Annotated in this window: 17 protein-coding genes; 7 read left to right on the forward strand and 10 right to left on the reverse strand. The window is 69.6% G+C overall.

Going from position 1 to position 18,754, the window contains the following annotated elements; all coding sequences use genetic code 11:
• Window positions 1-154: 154 nt before the first annotated feature.
• Both murB and J5J86_RS18320 read right to left on the reverse strand, forming a co-directional pair.
• Window positions 155-1,090: a UDP-N-acetylmuramate dehydrogenase gene (gene murB, locus J5J86_RS18315; protein WP_209100559.1), complete on the reverse strand. Its 936-nt coding sequence runs from the start codon at window positions 1,088-1,090 to the stop codon at window positions 155-157.
• Window positions 1,091-1,146: 56 nt separating this feature from the next.
• The gene (locus tag J5J86_RS18320; protein ID WP_209100560.1) at window positions 1,147-2,034 is read right to left on the reverse strand and encodes a cation diffusion facilitator family transporter; all 888 of its coding nucleotides are present in this window, start codon (window positions 2,032-2,034) and stop codon (window positions 1,147-1,149) included.
• A 229-nt stretch (window positions 2,035-2,263) separates the two neighbouring features.
• Between J5J86_RS18320 and J5J86_RS18325 the strand changes: the two genes are divergently transcribed.
• The gene (locus J5J86_RS18325) at window positions 2,264-2,725 is read left to right on the forward strand and encodes a DUF2267 domain-containing protein (RefSeq protein ID WP_209100561.1); all 462 of its coding nucleotides are present in this window, start codon (window positions 2,264-2,266) and stop codon (window positions 2,723-2,725) included.
• Here J5J86_RS18325 and murC read toward each other — a convergent pair.
• From murC to ftsW, 3 genes are read right to left on the reverse strand one after another with little or no spacing between them, the layout of a single operon-like run.
• The gene (gene murC, locus J5J86_RS18330; RefSeq protein WP_209100562.1) at window positions 2,683-4,092 is read right to left on the reverse strand and encodes a UDP-N-acetylmuramate--L-alanine ligase; all 1,410 of its coding nucleotides are present in this window, start codon (window positions 4,090-4,092) and stop codon (window positions 2,683-2,685) included. The genes J5J86_RS18325 and murC overlap by 43 nt on opposite strands.
• Window positions 4,089-5,288: an undecaprenyldiphospho-muramoylpentapeptide beta-N-acetylglucosaminyltransferase gene (gene murG / locus J5J86_RS18335; RefSeq protein WP_209100563.1), complete on the reverse strand. Its 1,200-nt coding sequence runs from the start codon at window positions 5,286-5,288 to the stop codon at window positions 4,089-4,091. Before murG ends, murC begins: the two co-directional genes overlap by 4 nt.
• A complete protein-coding gene (gene ftsW, locus J5J86_RS18340; protein WP_209100565.1) occupies window positions 5,285-6,469 on the reverse strand; it encodes a putative lipid II flippase FtsW in 1,185 nt (394 codons plus the stop codon). Before ftsW ends, murG begins: the two co-directional genes overlap by 4 nt.
• Window positions 6,470-6,599: 130 nt before the next feature.
• Here ftsW and J5J86_RS18345 point away from each other — a divergent pair, with 130 nt between their 5' ends.
• The 4 genes from J5J86_RS18345 (at window position 6,600) to J5J86_RS18360 (ending at window position 11,653) form a co-directional block, all read left to right on the forward strand.
• Window positions 6,600-6,980, forward strand: coding sequence for an ArsR/SmtB family transcription factor (locus J5J86_RS18345; protein ID WP_209100567.1), 381 nt, complete (start codon window positions 6,600-6,602; stop codon window positions 6,978-6,980).
• Window positions 6,977-7,966 carry an SRPBCC domain-containing protein gene (locus J5J86_RS18350; RefSeq protein WP_209100570.1) on the forward strand — a complete coding sequence of 330 codons (990 nt, stop codon included), beginning with the start codon at window positions 6,977-6,979 and terminating at the stop codon, window positions 7,964-7,966. Before J5J86_RS18345 ends, J5J86_RS18350 begins: the two co-directional genes overlap by 4 nt.
• Window positions 7,967-8,016: 50 nt before the next feature.
• Window positions 8,017-10,572, forward strand: a complete 2,556-nt coding sequence (locus J5J86_RS18355; RefSeq protein ID WP_209100572.1) for a ligase-associated DNA damage response DEXH box helicase — start codon at window positions 8,017-8,019, stop codon at window positions 10,570-10,572.
• Window positions 10,573-10,720: 148 nt separating this feature from the next.
• Complete coding sequence (locus tag J5J86_RS18360; protein WP_209100579.1) at window positions 10,721-11,653, forward strand: GGDEF domain-containing protein; 933 nt, start codon at window positions 10,721-10,723, stop codon at window positions 11,651-11,653.
• A 120-nt stretch (window positions 11,654-11,773) separates the two neighbouring features.
• Here J5J86_RS18360 and J5J86_RS18365 read toward each other — a convergent pair whose 3' ends face one another.
• Genes J5J86_RS18365 through J5J86_RS18375 form a run of 3 tightly spaced genes read right to left on the reverse strand, consistent with a single transcriptional unit; the run spans window position 11,774 to window position 14,933 of the window.
• On the reverse strand, window positions 11,774-12,649 hold the full coding sequence (locus J5J86_RS18365) for an efflux RND transporter periplasmic adaptor subunit (protein WP_209100580.1): 876 nt from the start codon (window positions 12,647-12,649) through the stop codon (window positions 11,774-11,776).
• Complete coding sequence (locus J5J86_RS18370; RefSeq protein ID WP_209100581.1) at window positions 12,646-12,861, reverse strand: DUF1656 domain-containing protein; 216 nt, start codon at window positions 12,859-12,861, stop codon at window positions 12,646-12,648. Before J5J86_RS18370 ends, J5J86_RS18365 begins: the two co-directional genes overlap by 4 nt.
• The gene (locus J5J86_RS18375) at window positions 12,861-14,933 is read right to left on the reverse strand and encodes an FUSC family protein (RefSeq protein ID WP_209100582.1); all 2,073 of its coding nucleotides are present in this window, start codon (window positions 14,931-14,933) and stop codon (window positions 12,861-12,863) included. Before J5J86_RS18375 ends, J5J86_RS18370 begins: the two co-directional genes overlap by 1 nt.
• Before the next feature lie 221 nt (window positions 14,934-15,154).
• Here J5J86_RS18375 and J5J86_RS18380 point away from each other — a divergent pair, with 221 nt between their 5' ends.
• On the forward strand, window positions 15,155-16,246 hold the full coding sequence (locus J5J86_RS18380) for an NADH:flavin oxidoreductase/NADH oxidase (protein ID WP_209100583.1): 1,092 nt from the start codon (window positions 15,155-15,157) through the stop codon (window positions 16,244-16,246).
• A gap of 70 nt (window positions 16,247-16,316) precedes the next feature.
• Window positions 16,317-17,018, forward strand: coding sequence for a ligase-associated DNA damage response endonuclease PdeM (gene pdeM / locus J5J86_RS18385; protein ID WP_209100584.1), 702 nt, complete (start codon window positions 16,317-16,319; stop codon window positions 17,016-17,018).
• 125 nt (window positions 17,019-17,143) lie between these two features.
• Here the strand turns inward: pdeM and J5J86_RS18390 are convergent, their stop codons facing one another.
• Together J5J86_RS18390 and thiE are read right to left on the reverse strand one after the other, a co-directional pair.
• Window positions 17,144-17,926: a DUF2076 domain-containing protein gene (locus J5J86_RS18390; protein WP_209100586.1), complete on the reverse strand. Its 783-nt coding sequence runs from the start codon at window positions 17,924-17,926 to the stop codon at window positions 17,144-17,146.
• A gap of 185 nt (window positions 17,927-18,111) precedes the next feature.
• Complete coding sequence (thiE, locus tag J5J86_RS18395; protein ID WP_209100588.1) at window positions 18,112-18,753, reverse strand: thiamine phosphate synthase; 642 nt, start codon at window positions 18,751-18,753, stop codon at window positions 18,112-18,114.
• Between the last annotated feature and the right edge of the window lies 1 nt (window position 18,754).

Raw genomic sequence — 18,754 nt, forward strand, 5'->3', positions numbered from 1 at the left:
GCCCTTCGAATCACCCCCGCGCCGCGTCCTCGGCGCGGAATCACGTCCACGGGACGCGGCGGGTCGGGCCTCATTAGAGCGGAGCGCTTGCTTCCAATTCCCTAAGAGGAGAGCGGGATCGGGGAGATTTGCAGGTATCTTTTGGCGGAGCGCCTCAGGCGAGGCCGATGCGCTTGATTTCCCATTCCAGGAGAATGCCCGACGCCTCGAGGACGCGCCGGCGGACCTCCTCGCCCAGGCCCTCGATCTCGGCGGCGGTGGCGCCGCCCAGATTGATGAGGAAATTGGTGTGGAGTTCCGACACCTGCGCCCGGCCCAGCGTCAAGCCCCGGCAGCCGGCCGCATCCACCAATTGCCAGGCTTTCTGGCCCGGCGGGTTCTTGAAGGTGGAGCCGCCGGTGCGGCTCTTGATGGGCTGGGTGGCCTCGCGCGCCGAGGTGATGCGCTCCATCTCCGCCGCGATCTCGGCCGGGTCGCCGGGCTCGCAGCGGAACAGGGCCTCGGTGAAGATATAGTCGTCGGGCACGTCGCAATGGCGATAGGTGAAGCCCATGTCGGCGTTGGTGAGGGTATGGACGCGCCCGTCGCGGGAGACGGCGCGGCAGGAGACGAGGGCGTCCTTGGTTTCCCCGCCATAGGCGCCGCCATTCATGCGCAGCACCCCGCCGATGGCGCCGGGAATGCCGCGCAGGAAGGCGAGGCCCTTCAGCCCCGCATCCGCCGCCGCCCGCGCCACCTTCACGTCGGGCACGCCGGCCCCGGCGCGCACACGGGTGCCTTCAACTACAATCTCGGAAAAGCCGCGCCCCAGCCGGATCACGATGCCCGGCACGCCGCCATCACGCACGATGAGATTGGAGCCGAGCCCGATCACGGTCACCGGCAGGTCGGCGGGAAAGCCGGCGAGCGCATAGGCCAGGTCGTCCTCGTCCGCCGGGGCGAACAGCACCTGCGCCGGACCGCCGACGCGGAACCAGGTGAGGTTCGCCAGCGGCTCATTGGCCGTCAGCTTGCCCCGGAGCGAGGGCAAGGCGGCGGACAGAGCCGGGACCAGATCGGGAAAGGAGGGAGCGGAAGCGGGAGTGGGCATGGCTCAAGCCTTAGGCCAGCGCGGCCCTTGTGGAAAGCGCCACGGTGCCGGTCCTGTCAGAGCACCACCACGCCCTTGTGCTTGGCCTCGGCTTCCGGCTCCACATGGATGGTGATGACCATGTCCTCCATGTCCGCCTCGAACGCGCTCTCGATGCGGTCGCAGATCTCGTGAGCGGCGGCCACCGTCATTTCTCCGGGCACCACCAGGTGGAATTCCACGAAGGTCATGCGGCCCGCATGGCGGGTGCGCAAATCGTGGGCCTCCAGCGCGCCATCCGCATGGAGCGAGACCAATTCGCGGATGCGCGCCACCACGTCCGCCGGCGGGGCGGCATCCATGAGCCCGCCCACCGAATCGCGCATGAGCGTCCAGCCGGTCCACAGGATGTTGAGGGCGACAATGCCCGCCAGCAGCGGGTCCAGCATGGGCCAGCCGGTGATGGGCACCAGCACGAAGCCCGCCAGCACGCCCCCGGAGGTGACCACGTCGGTCATCAGATGCTTGCCGTCCGCCACCAAGGCGGGCGAGCGCCATTTGCGGCCCGACCGCAGCAGCACCACGCACCAGACGGCGTTGATGATTGTAGCGATGCCGTTCAGCAGCATGCCCTGATAGGGCTGGTCTGGCAGGCGCGGGTCCAGAAGGCCGTAATAGGATTCCCGCAGGATGGAGCCTGCGGCCACCACGATGAGCACGCCTTCCAGCACGGCGGAAATGTATTCGGCCTTGTGGTGGCCATACTGGTGGTTGTCGTCGGCGGGGCGCTGGCTGATGTTGAGCGCCACCAGGGCGGCCAGCGAGGCCGCCACATTGATGATGCTCTCCAGCGCGTCGGACAGAAGCGCCACGGAGCCGGTGACCCACCACGCCCCGGTCTTCAGCGCGAGCACCAGGATCCCGATGACGACGCTCGCCGCCGCCACCACAAGGGTACGGTTCATGGTGGTCGCGCCCAGGTCATTGAAACGGCCTTTGACCTATCCCCTCGCGCCCCCCAGTGCAACTGTTGCAAGGGCGAAGCTCCCGCATGCGGTGGACAGCGGGGAGGAGGGAGGCGGAAAACTGAGCATCCACGCCGCCTCTGAGGGCTGCGTGTGCGTGACCGGTTGACGGGTTGTGCGCCTCGTCGTCTCCCTGGCCGGGTCCGAGCCTGATGTCCGCGAGCCGCCCATGCCCATGCCCCTGGAGTACCAGCACACGACGGAAGACTTCGAGCGCTTCCTCGCCGATGCGCGGGAGACCTCCGGCCTTGCCACCCGCAACCAAGTCTACACCATGGTGCAGGCGGTGCTGCTCACCTTCCGGCGGCGGCTGTCGCTGGCCGACGCGCTCCGCTTCGCCGGGGTGCTGCCCCCGGTGGTGCGGGCCATTTTCGTGGCCGATTGGGACCCCGACGCCCCGCGCGCGCCGTTCGGCGACCGCGCGGACTGGACACGGGAGGCGCAGGCGCTGCGGCGGCACCACAATTTCGCACCGGACACCTGCATCGCCGACACCGCCCGCGCGTTGCGCCGCCATGTGGACGCGGCTGCCTTCGCGGCGGTGCTGGATCGCCTGCCGACGGAGGCGCGGGACTTCTGGTCGGTGGATCAGGCCGGCGGCAGCTTGGCCAGTTCCTCGGGCAGCGCATAGGCCCATTGGGTGATGGTGCCGGCGCCGAGGCAAATCACATAGTCGCCCGGCCGGGCCAGCTTGCCCACCATGCCGGCCAGCGCCTCCGGGCCTTCCAGCGCCATCACCGAGCGATGGCCGCGCGCCCGCAGGCCCTGCACCAGGTGATCCCGGTCCGCCCCCTCGATGGGCGCCTCTCCGGCCGCATAGACGGGGGCGACGATCACATGGTCGGCGTCGTTGAAGCAGGTGGAGAAGTCGTCGAACAGCGAGGCGAGGCGGGAATAGCGGTGGGGCTGCACCACCGCGATCACCTGCCCGTCGGTGGCGGCCCGTGCGGCGCGCAGCACGGCGGCGATCTCCACCGGATGGTGGCCGTAATCGTCGAAGATGGTGACGCCGTTCCACTCGCCCGTGCGGGTGAAGCGCCGCTTCACGCCGCCGAACTGGGACAGGGCCTCCACGATGCGGGCGTCCGACACGCCCAGTTCATGGGCCACCGCGATGGCGGCGGTGGCGTTGAGCGCATTGTGCCGCCCGGGCATGGGCAGGCGCAGGCCGTCGATGCGGTGGACCACGTTTCCGGCCCGGTCGCGGAACACCACGCCGAACTTGGTGATGCCGCCCTTCAGGTCCACGTCCACGAGCCGCACGTCCGCCTGCGGGTTCTCCCCATAGGTGATGATGCGGCGGTCCTCGATGCGCCCCACCATGGCCTGGACCACCGGATGGTCGATGCACATGACGGCGAAGCCATAGAAGGGCACGTTCTCCACGAAGGCCTTGAAGGCGTCCTGCACCTTGTCGAAGGTCTTGAAGTGGTCGAGATGCTCGGGGTCGATATTGGTGACGATGGCCACCTCGGCCGGCAGCTTCAGGAAGGTGCCGTCGCTCTCATCCGCCTCCACCACCATCCATTCGCCATCGCCCAGGCGCGCATTGGTGCCGTAGGCGTTGATGATGCCGCCATTGATGACGGTGGGGTCCATGGCGCCGGCATCGAGCAAGGTGGCCACCAGGGAGGTGGTGGTGGTCTTGCCGTGGGTGCCGGCAATGGCGACGCAGCTTTTCAGCCGCATCAGCTCGGCCAGCATCTCCGCCCGGCGCACCACCGGCAGGCGGCGGGCGCGGGCGGCCATCAGCTCGGGATTGTCGCGCTTGATGGCGGAGGACACCACCACCACGCCCGCATCGGCCACGTTCTCGGCCGCATGGCCGATCTGGACGGTGATGCCCTTCTCGCGCAGGCGCTTCACATTGGCGCTCTCGGACACGTCCGAGCCCTGCACCTGGTAGCCCAGATTGTGCAGCACCTCGGCAATGCCGCTCATGCCGATGCCGCCAATGCCGACGAAATGGATCGAGCCGAGGGCTTGGGGGAGCTTCATCCTGCGTGTCCTTGGTGCCGGCGCCAGCGGGTGCGCCGCTGTCGCCTGAAATCGGGTGCCGGGGTCGGTTGCCCCGGCTTAAAGAGAGGCGCGGCCGGCTGGCCCGCCGCCAAGCGCGCCACGAGGTCGGCGAGCCGTTCGGCGGCATCGAGCGCGCCGGCGCTTCTGGCCGCCTCGGCCATGGCTGTCAATGCGGCGGGGTTGCCTGCGAGTTCGCCAAGGGTCTGCGCCAGCGTGTCCGGGGTGAAATTGGCCTGCGGCATCACACGGGCGCCGCCGATGCGCTCCAGGGAGCGGGCATTGGCCGCCTGGTCCTGGTCGAGGGCGTTGGGCAGGGGCACCAGAAGGGCGGGGCGGCCGAGCGCCGCCAGTTCCGCCACCGTGGAGGCGCCCGAGCGCGAAATGACAAGCTGTGCCGCCGCCATGCGGGCGGGCAGATCCTGGAAGAAGGGCGCCACCTCGGCGGCGACGCCGATGCGGGCATAGGTGTCCCGCACCCGGGGGAGGTCTTCCTCGCGGGCCTGCTGCACCACATGGAGGCGCGCCCGCAAGGCCGGGTCGAGCTTTTCCAGCGCCGGCGGCACCACGTCGGACATGACGCGGGCACCCTGGCTGCCGCCGAAGACGAGGAGATGGATGGGGCCGCCCGCTTCCGGCGCCCCATAGGGAACGGAGGCGGCGGCGATGGCGGCGGGGCGCAGCGGGTTGCCGGTGCGCACGGTCTTCGCGGCCAACGCCGGGTCGGCGTCGGTGACGCCGTCGAAGCCGGTGGCGATGGCGGTGACCCGGCCGGCCAGCAGCCGGTTGGCGCGGCCCATGACGCCGTTCGCCTCATGGATGAGGGTGGGGATGCGCAGGACGGTGGCGGCCATCACCGGCGGCAAGGTCGGATAGCCGCCGAAGCCCACCACCACGGCGGGGCGTACCTTCCGCAGCAAGGAAAGGCCCGCCACGAAGCCGGACGCCAGGGTGAAGGCGGTGCGGGCGAGCGCGACGGGCGAGCGCCCGCGCACCGTGTCTGCGGGCAGCACATGGAGCGCGCGCGCCGGGAAATGGCCGGCATATTTGGCCGCGCGGCTATCGGTGACCAGATCCACCGTCAGACCGCGCGCGGTGAGCGCCGCGGCCAGCGCTTCGGCGGGGAAGAGATGGCCGCCCGTGCCCCCGGCGGCCAGCAGAATGGGACCTGCGCTCATGCCGCGCCCGCCGGGCTGGCGCCCCGGGGCGGGGCCGGCTCATGGGACCCTTCGCTCAACGCCGCCAATGCGGCCGCGCCCGGGCGGCGGCGTGACAAAGCCAGCAACATGCCCATGCCGAAGGCGATGGAGATGAGCGAGGAGCCGCCATAGGAGATGAAGGGCAGCGTCATGCCCTTGGCGGGCATGAGGTGCACGTTCACCGCCATGTTGATGCAGGCCTGGAGGCCGAACAGCAGCGCCAGGCCAGTGGCGGCGAAGCGGGCGAAGGGGTCCTGCTCGTCCAGCGCGCGGGTGAGGCTGCGCAGGATGATGAAAGCGAACAGCGACAGGAGGATGAGGCACAGGATGATGCCGAACTCCTCCGCCGCCACGGCGAAGACGAAGTCGGTGTGGCCGTCGGGCAGGATGCGCTTGACCGTGCCCTCGCCCGGCCCCTGGCCGAACCAGCCGCCATGGCGGAAGCTCTCCAGCGCCGTATCGATCTGATAGGTGTCGCCGGAGGCAGGGTCCAGGAAGCGGTCGATGCGCTTCCTCACATGCGTCACCACCTGGTAGGCGACCAGCAAGCCGCCGACGCCGAGGCCCACGAGGCCCACCATCCAGATCCAGCGCAGGCCCGCCAGGAAGAACAGTGCGCCCCAGACGAGGCAGACCAGCATGGTCTGGCCGAAGTCCGGCTGGAGCACGAGGGGCACCAGCACGATGCCGAGCAGCCCGATCGCCAGCGCCTGGGCCGGCATTTCCGGCCGCTTGCCGCTCTCGGAGAAGAGCCAGGCCGCCAGCACCACAAAAGCCGGCTTGATGAATTCGGACGGCTGCACCGTGACGCCCGCCAACACCAACCACCGCCGCGCGCCCTTCACCTCCGGACCCATGACCAGGGTCGCGAACAGCAGCACCAGGAAGAGGCAGAAGATGACGATGCACACCCGGCGGATGGTGCGCGGCGTCAGGAAGGACGTCACCACCATCACGATGGCGGCGGGGATCAGGAAGAAGACCTGCCGGTTCACGAAGTGGAACGGATCATTGATGCCGAGGCGCGCGGCGACCGGCGGGCTGGCGGCAAGGCAGAGCACCACCCCGATCACCATGAGGGTGAACAGGGCGCCCAGCAGCAGGCGGTCAACCGTCCACCACCACTCGCTGAGCACGGTGCGATCGGCGCGCGACATCATCGGGGCAAACTCCGGCCAAGGGCGGCATCCAGTCAGGCGTGCAGCTTCGCCCAGCTTGGTTGACGGGCCATTAAGGCGAGAAATTCAACCAAATGGTTGACTGTTGTTCGTGTTCGAGTAATTTAACCACATGGTTGAATATCAAGCCCTCGATCGTGTCTTCCACGCCCTCGCCGACCCCACCCGGCGGGACATGCTCCACCGGCTCTCGGGCGGCGAGCACAGCGTCGGCGCCCTGGCCGCGCCGTTGCGCATGTCGCTGGCGGCGGCCTCCAAGCATGTGAAGGTGCTGGAGGGAGCCGGCCTGGTGCGCCGGCGCATTTCCGGCCGCACCCATCTGTGCCGGCTCGATCCGGCGCCGCTGGCACAGATCGGCGCTTGGCTGCGCTTCTACCAGCACTTCTGGGACCAGAGCCTGGAGGCCCTCGACGCCGCGCTGCGCGCCGAAACGGAAGGGGAGGGGGCAACGCCCGACCCATCGGACACCCATCACAAGGGAGAAACGCCATGAGCCTTGCCACCCCGATCGACGCGGACGATGTCTGCGCCCGCGTGGAACGCCTGATCCTCGCCCCGCCGGAGCGCGTGTTCGATGCCTTCCTCGATCCCGCTTTCATTCCCCTGTGGTTCGCCCCCGGCCTCGGGCCCATGACGCGGGTGGAGGTGGAGGCCCGGCCGGGTGGTCGGTTCCATCTCGACCAGCGCCGCGAGACCGGCATCGTGGCCCACTCCGGCACCTATGAGGTCATCGACCGGCCGCGCCAGCTCGTCTTTACCTGGGAGGTGGAGGGTTCAGGCGGCATCAGCCAGGTGAGCCTCGACTTCGCGCCCCACAAGGGCGGCACGCTGGTGTGCGTCACCCATGCCCTCGGCGCCGGCTTCGAGCCCTATGTGGAGCGCACCGAAGGCGGCTGGGCGCGCATGCTGGAGGGCCTCGGCCACGGCCTGGAGCGAGAGCCCGGTCGGTTCCTCGAGCCCCGCGCGGTGCGGTTCGAGCGCCTCCTGCCGGCCCCGCCCGCGCGCGTCTGGGCCTATCTGACCCAGTCCGACAAGCGCGCTCTGTGGCTGGCGGCCGGAGACATGCCCACGGAGGTGGGCGCCCCCTTCGATCTGCATTACGCCAATGGCACGCTCACCGGCGGCGCCCCGCCGCGCCAAGACCGCCTGAAGGCCTTCGACGGCCCGATCTCCTCGTCCCATGTCCTGCTGGCGATGGAGCCGCCCCACCGCCTCGCTTTCTCCTGGGGCGGGCGGCGGGAGCCCCAGTCCCGCGTGACCTTCGAGTTGGAAGCCGCGGGGGCGGGAACGAAGCTCACCGTCATCCATGAGCGGCTGCCCGATGCGCGCGAGACCGTCATGGTGTCGTCGGGCTGGCACACCCATCTGGCGGTGCTCGTCGACGTGCTGGCGGAGCGGCGGACGGTGGATTTCTGGCCGCTGTTCGAAGACATGGAAGGTGTCTATGCCGGTCGCGTGGCGCCGGATGCGGCCGATTGAGGCTGTCGCCCGCCCCCTCAAGACCCGCCGGGCCATGCTATAAAGGGGCGGTGTCCGATCGCACCGCCCTCATCGCCGAGGCACTCCCGGAGGCCTTTCACCATTGGTTCGCCGCGCGCGGCTGGCAGGCGCGCGCCCACCAACTGGCGCTCCTGGAGCGCGCCCGGCTCGGCCGCTCCACCTTGCTCATCGCGCCCACCGGCGCCGGCAAGACGCTGGCGGGCTTCCTGCCGAGCCTCGTTGAACTGAGCGCCGGCCGAAACCCCAAGCGCAAGGCTGAAGCGGCGGACCGTGCGCCGCCGGACAAGCTCTCCCCGCTCCACACGCTCTATATCTCGCCCTTGAAGGCGCTGGCGGTGGACATTGCCCGCAATCTGGAGACCCCGATCGGCGAGATGGGCCTGCCCATCCGGGTGGAGACGCGCACCGGCGATACGCCGTCCTCCCGCCGCCAGCGCCAGCGGCGCGATCCGCCGGACATCCTGCTCACCACGCCCGAGCAGCTCTCCCTGCTGCTCGCCTCCAAGGACGGGGCGCATCTGTTCTCGGGGCTGAAGCGGGTGGTGCTCGACGAACTGCATGCGCTGGTCACCTCCAAGCGCGGCGACCTGCTGGCGCTGGCCTTGGCGCGGCTGCGGACATTGGCGCCGGGCCTGCAATGCGTCGGCCTGTCCGCCACCGTCGCCGAGCCGGACGATCTGCGCCGCTATCTGGTGGCGCAGGACGGCACCGGCCCGCTCGCGGACCTCGTGGTGGCGGAGGGGGGCGCCTCGCCCGATCTGTCCATGCTGGAGACCCAGGTGGCCATGCCCTGGGCCACCCATACGGCGCTCCATGCGCTGCCGGAGGTCTATGCCCTCATCAAGACGCGGCGGATGAGCCTCGTCTTCGTCAATACGCGCTGGCAGGCGGAGTTCCTGTTCCAGGAGCTCTGGCGCATCAATGACGACAATCTCCCCATCGCCCTCCATCACGGCTCGCTGGACGTGGAGCAGCGCCGCAAGGTGGAAGCGGCCATGGCGGCGGGGCGGCTGAAGGCGGTGGTGTGCACTTCCTCCCTCGATCTTGGCATCGACTGGGGCGATGTGGACCAGGTCATCAATGTGGGCGCCCCCAAGGGGTCCTCGCGCCTCATGCAGCGCATCGGCCGCGCCAATCATCGCCTCGATGAAAGCTCCCACGCGGTGTTGGTGCCCGCCAACCGGTTCGAGGTGCTGGAATGCCGCGCGGCGCTGGAGGCGGTGCGGGCGGGGGCGCAGGACACCCCGCCCGAGCGCACCGGCGCCCTCGACGTGCTCGCCCAGCACGTGCTCGGCATGGCCTGCGCCGATCCCTTTTCGGCGGACGCCCTCCATGCGGAAGTGTGCTCGGCCGCGCCCTATCGGGATTTGAGCCGGGAGGATTTCGACGCGGTGGTGGATTTCGTCGCCACCGGCGGCTACGCGCTGCGCGCCTATGAGCGCTACGCCAAGATCCGCCGCACCAAGGACGGGCTGTGGCGCGTAGCCAATCCCGCCATCGCCCAGGCCTATAGGCTGAATGTGGGCACCATCGTGGAAGCCACCATGATCAAGGTGCGCCTCGTGACCTCCCGCGGCGGGGCCAAGAGCGGGCCGGCGGGGCGGGTGCGGTTCGGCGGGCGGGTGCTCGGCGAGGTGGAGGAATATTTCGTCGAGACCATGGTGCCCGGCGACACCTTCGTCTTTGCCGGCGAAATCCTGCGTTACGAGGCCATGGTGGAGGACGAGATCTATGTCTCCCGCTCCACCGCCACCGAGCCCAAGGTGCCCTCCTATGAGGGCGGCAAGTTTCCGCTCTCCACCTTCCTGGCGGCGGGCGTGCGGGCGCTCTTGGCCGAGCCCGCGCGCTGGGCGCATCTGCCGGGGCAGGTGCGGCACTGGCTGGAATTGCAGCAGGCCCGCTCTCGCTTGCCGGGGCGCTCCGACCTCCTGGTGGAGACCTTCGCCCGCGCCGGGCGCCATTATCTGGTGGCCTATCCCTTCGAGGGGCGTCTTGCCCACCAGACCCTGGGGATGCTGCTCACCCGCCGGCTGGAGCGGGCGCGGCTGAAGCCCCTGGGCTTCGTAGCCAATGACTATGCCATCGCCGTCTTCGCCGCTGGCGACATGGGGGCGGCGGTCTCGGGCGGGCGGCTCTCCCTGGAAGCGCTGTTCGATGCGGACATGCTGGGCGATGACCTGGAGGCGTGGCTGGCGGAAAGCGCGCTCATGAAGCGCACCTTCCGCTATTGCGCGGTGGTGGCGGGGCTGATCGAGCGCCGCTTTCCAGGCAAGGAGAAGACCTCGCGGCAGGTCACCGTCTCCACCGACCTCATTTATGACGTGCTGCGCCGCCACCAGCCGGACCATCTGCTGCTGCGCGCCGCCCGCGCGGATGCCGCCACCGGCCTCCTGGACGTGCGCCGACTCTCCGACCTGCTGACGCGCATCCGGGGCCATATCGTCCACCAGCCGCTGGAGCGGGTCTCGCCGCTCTCGGTGCCCGTCCTGCTGGAGATCGGGCGGGAGAATGTGGGCACCGCCGAGACCAACGAGGCCCTCCTTGCGGAGGCGGAAGAGGAACTGGTGCGCGAGGCGATGGAATAGGGGCCGGCCCTCTTTCCCAATCTTGCGCCGCCCCGCTTCCGCCCCTTGGCGGGATACCTTATTTTGCGTTCATTCGGCGTAACCTGCGGGGGCGCGCGCCGGATGTGATTCCGGTCCCTTTCGCCGGATCGCCTGGAGAACAGGCCCCATGGACCAAATCGGACTGCGGCTTGCCGCGCTCCACCAGCATACCCCCGTCCTCATGGCCGCCTATGACGGCCATGACCGGCTGCGCTATGCCAATGCCGCGTTCCGCGCCGCCTTCTTCCTGTCGCCGGCCGACGCGCCCACCTGGGCCGAGATCATGCGGCGCAACCACGGCGAGAAGCGGGGCACCGTGATCCGGGCAACGGATTTCGAGGCCTGGCTCGTCTCCACCCAGGCGCGGCGGGGCAAGACCGCCTTCCGTGCCTTCGAGACCGACCTGCATGACGGGCGCTGGCTCTGGATGACCGAGACGGTCCAGCCGGACGGCTGGATGCTGTGCATTGCCAGCGACATCACCACCATGCGCGCGGACGAGCGGGCGGTCCGGCAGGATCGCGACTTCGCGATCCGCGCGGCACAGACGGACACGCTGACCGGCATCGCCAACCGGCGGTTCATGACCGAGCGCATGGAAGATGTGGTCCGGGCCTCCAGCGTCGCCGGACGCTCGGCGGGGTGCATCTGCGTGATGGACCTCGACCATTTCAAGGTGGTCAACGATCGCTTTGGCCACATGGCGGGCGATGCGGTGCTGAAGGATTTTGCCGTGCGCGTGCTGCCCATGATGCGGCGCGGGGACAGCTTCGGCCGGGTGGGTGGCGAGGAATTCGTGCTCGTCATGCCCGGCACCGGGCCGCAGGAGGCCGCCCTGGTGGCGGAGCGCATGCTGGCCACCATCCGCCATTCCCGCCCGCTGCCGGAGCGGCCGGACTTCACCTATGCCTTCTCGGCCGGCATCACCGCCGCGCTTCCCGACGACACCGTCATCTCCCTCTATGCGCGGGCGGACCGCGCGCTCTATGCGGCCAAGCTCCATGGGCGGGGCCGCATCTTCCGGGATGACGATCCGGTGCTCCTGACCCAGGTGGGGTAGGGGCTGATTCTCGCTTAGAGCCTGGGCCGATCGGCCTGCATTGCAGGCTGATCGGATCACGCATTCTCCATCAACGCGCTGGAGGGCGATCCGCCGACCAGGCGGAACCGCATCGCGGTTTCACTTGGTCGGATCGCGCTCTAGAATCTCCACCGTGGCCGAGCGGCCGGAAATGAGTTGCGAGCGGTCCACCGGCGGGTCGAGCGTGATGCGCACGGGAATGCGGCGGGCGAGCCGGACCCAGTTGAAGACCGGATTGACGTTCTGGAGCAACTGGCTGTCCTGCGGGATGTCGCCGGAAATGGCGGCCGCGATGCCCTCCACGGTGCCGGAATAGGTGCCGCCCCCCATCAGCGTCACCCGCACCTTGTCGCCCACCTTGATGCGCGAGAGCTTCGTTTCCTCGAAAAAGCCGTTCACGGCGAGGCTGTCCGTATCCACCAGGGGGAAAACCCCCTTGCCGGCGGTGACATAGTCTCCCGGCTTCAGGTCGAAATTGGTGACCGCCCCGTTCACCGAGGCGCGCACCTTGGTGCGGTCGAGATTGAGCTTGGCGAGGTCGCGATCGGCCACCGCCTGGTCATAGGCGGCCTTGGCGATGGCGGCGGCGTAGCGCTGGTTGGCGACCGCCTCCTGCGTGACCGCCAATTCGCCGGCGCCCTCGAAGCGGGCGAGGATGGAGGCGGCCTCCTCGCTGGCTGCCTGCCGGCTCTGCACCTGGGCCTCCGCAAGGCGCAGCGCGATCTCGAAGCGCGAGGGGTCGATGTGGAACAGCACGTCGCCTTTCTTCACCGTCTGGTTCTCGCGGACCAGCACCTCGATCACAAGGCCGGACACGTCGGGGGCCAGCGTCACCACGTCCGCATGGACGAGGCCGTCCCGCGTCCAGGGCGCCTCCATATAGTAGCGCCACAGCACGACGCCGAGGCCGCCGGCGATGGCGACGATGACCAGGGTCAGCAGCATGCGACCCACATTTGCGAACACGGACGTCATGGCACCACCCAACCCCTGAAGCCGCCGGAAAGGGAGATCGCCGCCAGAAGGATCACGAACAGCGACACGTTCAAAAGCGCGGGATGCCAGGCAAGCCGATAGAAGCCCGTGCGCGCCAGCAGTCGCGTGAGGAGGACGGTCGCGAGCAGCGCGGCGAGCGCCTCCACCAGCAGCGTGGGGACATAGATGCCGAGAATGTCCAGCGTGCCCATCAGGCCTCCTCGCGCGCCGCTTGAAGCGTCTCGGCACCCAGGAGAAGACCCCGGCGCAAGGTCACGAGCGCCACCATCGCTTGCCGCTCGCTGCTGCCGGGCGCCGGCAGGGCACAGGGGCGCAGCCCGTCCAGGGTGGCGAGCACCGGTGCCGGGTCTGCCGTTCCGCCCGCCGCCGCAAGCTGGCGATAATAGGTGCCCACATCCCGCACGAGGTCTTCGATGCGGCGCCGGTCGCCCTCCGCCAGAAAGGGGGCGATGCCCGACAGGTCCAGCATGCCGCGCGCGGCGAAGGCGGCGGCGAAGGCGGCTTCCGCCTCGTCGGTGCGGCTCGTATCCTTCACCGGTGCCATCAGGCCGAGCCGGTCCACCATGCGGCGCATGAGGCCGTCGCGGGCCGGGCCGCCGGGCGCCGTGGCCATGGCGGCGATGTCCCGCCAGCCCGCCCGCAGCAGCCGCGCCGCCACCACCCGTGGCGAGCGCGAGCGCAGAAGGCTCGACATGACCGCCACCACGCCCATGCCGATGAGCACCGCCAGATTGTTGTTCAGGAAGGCGGCGAGGTCCTGGGAAAAGATGTTCTCCAGACCGAGCAGGGCCGTGAAGATGATGGCGATGCGCACGCCCTGGGCGTTCCATGAGGGGGTCGCCACCATCAGCCCGATGGCCAGAAGAGCCGGAAGCACCAGGAGCGAGAGCTGGAAGAAATCAGTGGCCAGCGGCAACAGGCCGAACTGGTAGATGAACACGCCCACGATGGCGATGAGGGTGGCGCGCACGAAGCCCAGCGTGGCCTGCACCTGGTCCTGCTGGGCGGCGGTGACGCAGGTGATGATGGACACCATGATGATGGCCTGCGCCCCCGCCGGCCAGGCGGAGTAGATCCAGAACGCGCCGATGATCCAGATGCCCAGCACTAGGGCGAGGGCGGTCCGTACCACATAGGAGAAGTCGATGGCGGGCAGTGCGCGATTGCTGCGCGGCGCCTTCACGCGCAGGTCCGCCTCCGCCACCGGTTTTTGGTCGCGCAGGGCAAGCCATAGGGTGGCGAAGTCGTGGCCGAGATCCAGAGTGTCGCGCAGCCGGGCTGCGAGGTTCAGGGCGGTGGCGCCCGTCAGGTCGGCGGCGGCAGGGCTATAGGCGTCGAGCGCCTGTTCCAGCTGCTGACCGGCGGAAGGATCGGCGGCGGGCAGGTCCTTGAGCCAGTCGGCCATGCGGGCGGCGATGGCCGAGAGGGCCGGGTCGAGCCCGCCTTCCCCCTTGAGCACCACCAGGCGGTCGCGGATCTCGGCCATGGTCTCCAGGAGAATCAACATGCGATCGAAGGCCTGCCGCAGGCACTCGCGAACCGCCCGCCCCGCCGAGGGCTCGTAGGAGACGAAGATCATCAGGCTGTGGATGGCCGCGATCTCGGCGGCGAGCTTGCGCTCGTCATGGGCGATGGCCTTGCGATCGAGGTCCAGCGCCAGCAGGCGGGCGAGATGCGCGTGCGCCGTGCTCAGCCAGGTGCCGAGCCGGGCGCGGGCGGCAGCCTCGGCGGTCTGGGGCACCACCAGGGCCGAGGCGAGCGTGGCGCAGAGGAGCCCGACGCCGATCTCCTCAATGCGCGCAAGGGCCGTGTAGAACACCTCATAGGGCGCATCGAGATCGCCGAAGCCGATGATGGCCGAAGTATAGCCGGCCAGCGTGAAGGCATAGGCGCGGGGGGAACGGTCGCGCACCGCCAAATAGAGGCACAGGCCCATCCAAAGCGAGAAGGCCAGGATGAGCAGGCCGGGCGTGTCCACCAGCGCGGGCACCATGAGCACCGTGAACAGGGCGCCCACCAGGGTGCCGCAGGCGCGGTAGAGGCTCTTGGAGATGACCGCGCCCGAAATGGGCTGCGACAGGATGAACACCGTCACCATGGCCCAGGCCGGCCGCTCCAGCCCCGCGGCAAAGGCGATGTAAAGGGCAAGGAGCGCGGTCAGCGCCGTGCGCACCGCGAACAGGATGGAGGCCGGGAGCGGCGCGAGGCGGTTGAAGCTGACACCGGCCGGGGGCGGGCGCAGGGTCTGGCTGCTCGTCGTCACGGCGCTTCCGCTTCAAGAGGCGAACAAGGAGGCAATCTGGGCGAAGTTGGTCCCCGGCGCCACGCCAAATCCACCCCTCTGCAAAAATTACCCACCGATTCAGCCACTTGCGGCGGTATCCCTGTCGGAAACGTTACCTCGTCTTTCACCGCCGTCGGCTCGCCGTGGCGCTGCGTCTGGGATATGAAGGCAACCATATTATCCCTTCACCGGATCAAACCATGTCCGCACTCTTCACGCCGCTCGCGCTGCGTTCGCTCACCCTCGACAACCGCATCATCATCGCGCCCATGTGCCAGTATTCCGCCACTGACGGTCGGGCCAGCGACTGGCATCTCATCCATCTGGGCAACCTGGCCCTTTCCGGCGCCGGCCTGCTGATTCTGGAAGCCACGGCGGTAGAGCCGGCGGGACGGATCTCGCCCGGCGACCTCGGCATCTGGGACGAGGAGACGGAAGGCGTCCTCGCCGATGTCATCGCCCGCGTGCGGGCCTGGTCGCCCATGCCGCTCGGCGTGCAACTCGCCCATGCCGGCCGCAAGGCCTCCAGTGCGGTGCCGTGGAAGGGCGGGGCGCAGCTTTCCATTGAGGATGGCGGCTGGACCACGGTCTCGGCCTCGGACGTGCCCTTCAACCCCAAGGACCGCGCGCCTCTGGCGCTGGACGCCGCCGGCCTCGACCGAGTGCGCGCCGCCTTCGGCGCGGCGGCGGCGCGGGCCGCGCGGGCGGGCTTCGACATGGTGGAGGTGCATGCCGCCCACGGCTATCTGCTGCACCAGTTCCTCTCGCCGCTCTCCAACCAGCGCACCGACGATTATGGCGGCAGCCTGGAAAACCGCATGCGCTTCCCGCTGGAAGTGTTCGATGTGGTGCGCGCGGCCTTCCCCGATGACAAGCCGGTGGTGGTGCGCATCTCCGCCTCCGATTGGGTCGAGGGCGGTTGGGACGTGGAGCAGTCGGTGGCCTTCGTGAACGCCCTGAAGGCGCGCGGCCTCGATGCCATCCATGTGTCGAGCGGTGGCCTGCATCTCGACCAGAAGATCCCGCTCTCTGCCGGCTACCAGGTGCCGTTCGCCGAGCGCATCAAGGCAGAGACGGGCGTGCCCACCATCGCCGTCGGCCTCATCACCGAGCCGGCCTTTGCCGAGGAGCTTCTGGTGGCGGGCAAGGCGGATGCCATCGGCATCGCCCGCGGCGCCCTCTACGATCCCCGCTGGCCCTGGCATGCAGCGGCGGCCTTGGGCGCGTCCGTGCATGCGGCGCCCCAGTATCTGCGCTGCCAGCCCTCGGGCCTGCGCCAGCTCTTCAAGTGAGACACGGCCCGGCCGGAGCCCTCTCCGGCCGGGCGCTTGATGGCGCGCGCGGGATGGGTCATATGGGCTCATGCTCGCGCGTTCTGATTCTGTTCCGCTCTCCGCCGTGGACCTGAACGGCGCCGAAGTCGTGCTCGACCCGGCGGGCGCGCTCTGTTGGCCGCAGGAGCGCCTGCTGGCGGTGGCGGATCTCCATCTGGAGAAAGGCTCCGCCTTCGCTCGTCGCGGCCAGATGCTGCCGCCCTACGACACGGCTGAGACCCTGACCCATCTGGAGCGCGTGGTGGAGCGCTGGCGCCCCCGCATCCTCGTCTCCCTCGGCGACAGCCTGCATGACCGCTGGGCGAGCGAGCGCCTGGACGCCCATGCCCGCGCGCGGCTGCGCGCCCTCCAGACGGGGCGCACCTTCCTCTGGATCGCCGGAAATCATGATCCCGAGCCGGCGCAGGATCTGGCCGGGGACTGGGCGCGCGAATGGCGCCTTGGACCGCTCACATTCCGGCACGAGCCGGCGCGGTCCGGTCATGCGGGGGAGGTGGCGGGCCATCTCCATCCCGTGGCGCGCCTCGTGGTGCGCGGCCGCTCGCTGCGCCGCCGCTGCTTTGCGGGCGACGGCGCGCGCATGATCCTGCCGGCGCTCGGCGCCTATACGGGCGGGCTGAATGTGCGCGACCGCGCATTCCATGGCCTGTTCGGCCGTGCCTTCGAGGCGCACCTGCTGGGGGCCGAGCGTACCTATCGCATTGCCGGCCACGCCTGCCTCGCCGACTGAGGCAGGCTTTTCTCCTCCCGCGCAAAAAAAAGGGGCGCGAGCCCGAAGGCTGCGCCCGCCAGGGGTTCCGGGGAGGAACAAGGGCGGAAGCCGGGGCGCGCCGCGCGCCGGCCTCCAGAATCAAATCAGGTCCAGTCGCCGCCGCCGTCGTCGCTGCCGCCCGGATCCCAGCCGGCATCGCCGTCCCAGCCGTTTCCGCCGGTGTCGAAGCTGGCATCCTGGGGCTCGGGCGCCCAGGGATCGGCCGCCGGCGCGCCACCAAGGGCATCCTGCGCCTGATTGCCCAGATCCTCGGCCGAGGCCGGGGTGACGGGATCAAGCAAGGCCGCCTGCTCGGCGAGGGGGCCGGTGCCGCTGGACATCAGGTTGCGAATGCCGTCCGCCAGCAGCATGCCGCCGGCCACACCCGCCGCCGTGGCCATGGCGCCCTGGAGGAAGCCACCGCCTCCGAACCCGCCGCCGAAGCGCGAGGGCTGCGCCGGCTGACCGCCCCATGGGCCGCTGGGCTGCGCGGCCATGCCAGGCTGGCCATAAGGCTGAGACTGGGCGGGGAGGGGCATTGCGCCACCCATTCCACCGCCCATGCCGCCGGTGACGGACGAGGCCCGGCCGCCAGCGGTGGGCACGGACGTGCCGCGCCCGCCGAGCAGGCCGCCGAGGAAGCCGCCGGAACTCTGCGCCGGCTGCGGCTGGCGCGCCTGCGCTTCCAGCTCCTCGATCCGGGCGCTCGCCTGTTTCAGCGCATGCTCCTGGACGAGCACGGTCTGTGCCAGGGCATAGGGCGCGTAGGGCATCTGGGACACATAGCGCGCGATCAGGGCCTCGGCCTCCGCATCGCGCGGCTGGTTGGACACCTCGCGCATGCGGTCGAACAGGCCGTCGATGAGGGCGCGTTCTTCGGGGGTCATCCTTGCCTCCGGTTGGTCACCACACCGGTCCGCCATGGCACCGGAGGGTCATCCGCCGGCCGACGTTCCGTGGCGCGCAAGCCCTGCCCCTTCTGCGAGGGGGAAGGCCCGCGTACCTCTTGGCATATGAGAACGCCCATGAGGCGAGGGAAGGGCGGGCCAGATGAAATTTTCTTAACGTTACGTCAGGTCAGGCGGGCGCCGTCCACCTGGGACCTGAGGTGCCGCGCGGCAGCTGTCACGTCCGGCGCGGCGCAGAGGGCGGAGACCACCGCCACGCCGTCCGCGCCAGCGCGGATCACGTCCGCGGCGAGGCTGGAATCGAGGCCCCCAATGCCCACCAAGGGCAGCGCGATGCGCTGGCGCATATGGGCGAGGCCTTCAATGCCGATGGCGCTGCCCGCATCTGCCTTGGTGCCGGTGGCGCGCACAGGACCCACCCCCACATAATCCACGACGGAGAGATCGGAGACCGCAAGCTCGCCGGGCGTGCCCACGGACAGGCCCAGAATCCGGTCCGGCCCCAATTGGGCGCGGGCGGGGGCGGGCTCCATGTCGTCCTGGCCCAAATGCACGCCGTCCGCATCTGCCGCCAGGGCCACGTCCACCCGGTCGTTCACGATGAGGGGAATGCCCAGCGGCCGCAGCAGCGCCACCAGCGCCCGCGCGGCCTCAACGAGCGCGCGCCCCTTGGCGTCGGGATCGCGCAGCTGGACGATGGTCACCCCGCCCGCCACCGCCTGGGACACCGTCTCCACCAGCCCGCGCCGGGCGGTGAGCTTGGGGTCCGTGACGAGATAGAGGGAGAGGTCGAAAGGGCGGGCCATG

The sequence above is a fragment of the Aquabacter sp. L1I39 genome (genome assembly GCF_017742835.1).
In the GTDB taxonomy this organism is placed as follows: Bacteria; Pseudomonadota; Alphaproteobacteria; order Rhizobiales; family Xanthobacteraceae; genus L1I39.

Bases quoted from the DNA above. Each gene is read 5' to 3' on its own strand.
- pdeM (WP_209100584.1), top strand. From the start codon at position 16,317: ATGCTCGCGCGTTCTGATTCTGTTCCGCTCTCCGCCGTGGACCTGAAC.
- J5J86_RS18390 (WP_209100586.1), bottom strand. From the start codon at position 17,926: ATGACCCCCGAAGAACGCGCCCTCATCGACGGCCTGTTCGACCGCATG.
- murB (WP_209100559.1), bottom strand. From the start codon at position 1,090: ATGCCCACTCCCGCTTCCGCTCCCTCCTTTCCCGATCTGGTCCCGGCT.
- J5J86_RS18380 (WP_209100583.1), top strand. From the start codon at position 15,155: ATGTCCGCACTCTTCACGCCGCTCGCGCTGCGTTCGCTCACCCTCGAC.
- J5J86_RS18345 (WP_209100567.1), top strand. From the start codon at position 6,600: ATGGTTGAATATCAAGCCCTCGATCGTGTCTTCCACGCCCTCGCCGAC.
- ftsW (WP_209100565.1), bottom strand. From the start codon at position 6,469: ATGATGTCGCGCGCCGATCGCACCGTGCTCAGCGAGTGGTGGTGGACG.
- J5J86_RS18325 (WP_209100561.1), top strand. From the start codon at position 2,264: ATGCCCATGCCCCTGGAGTACCAGCACACGACGGAAGACTTCGAGCGC.
- J5J86_RS18365 (WP_209100580.1), bottom strand. From the start codon at position 12,649: ATGACGTCCGTGTTCGCAAATGTGGGTCGCATGCTGCTGACCCTGGTC.
- thiE (WP_209100588.1), bottom strand. From the start codon at position 18,753: ATGGCCCGCCCTTTCGACCTCTCCCTCTATCTCGTCACGGACCCCAAG.
- J5J86_RS18370 (WP_209100581.1), bottom strand. From the start codon at position 12,861: ATGGGCACGCTGGACATTCTCGGCATCTATGTCCCCACGCTGCTGGTG.
- J5J86_RS18350 (WP_209100570.1), top strand. From the start codon at position 6,977: ATGAGCCTTGCCACCCCGATCGACGCGGACGATGTCTGCGCCCGCGTG.
- murC (WP_209100562.1), bottom strand. From the start codon at position 4,092: ATGAAGCTCCCCCAAGCCCTCGGCTCGATCCATTTCGTCGGCATTGGC.
- J5J86_RS18320 (WP_209100560.1), bottom strand. From the start codon at position 2,034: ATGAACCGTACCCTTGTGGTGGCGGCGGCGAGCGTCGTCATCGGGATC.
- murG (WP_209100563.1), bottom strand. From the start codon at position 5,288: ATGAGCGCAGGTCCCATTCTGCTGGCCGCCGGGGGCACGGGCGGCCAT.
- J5J86_RS18360 (WP_209100579.1), top strand. From the start codon at position 10,721: ATGGACCAAATCGGACTGCGGCTTGCCGCGCTCCACCAGCATACCCCC.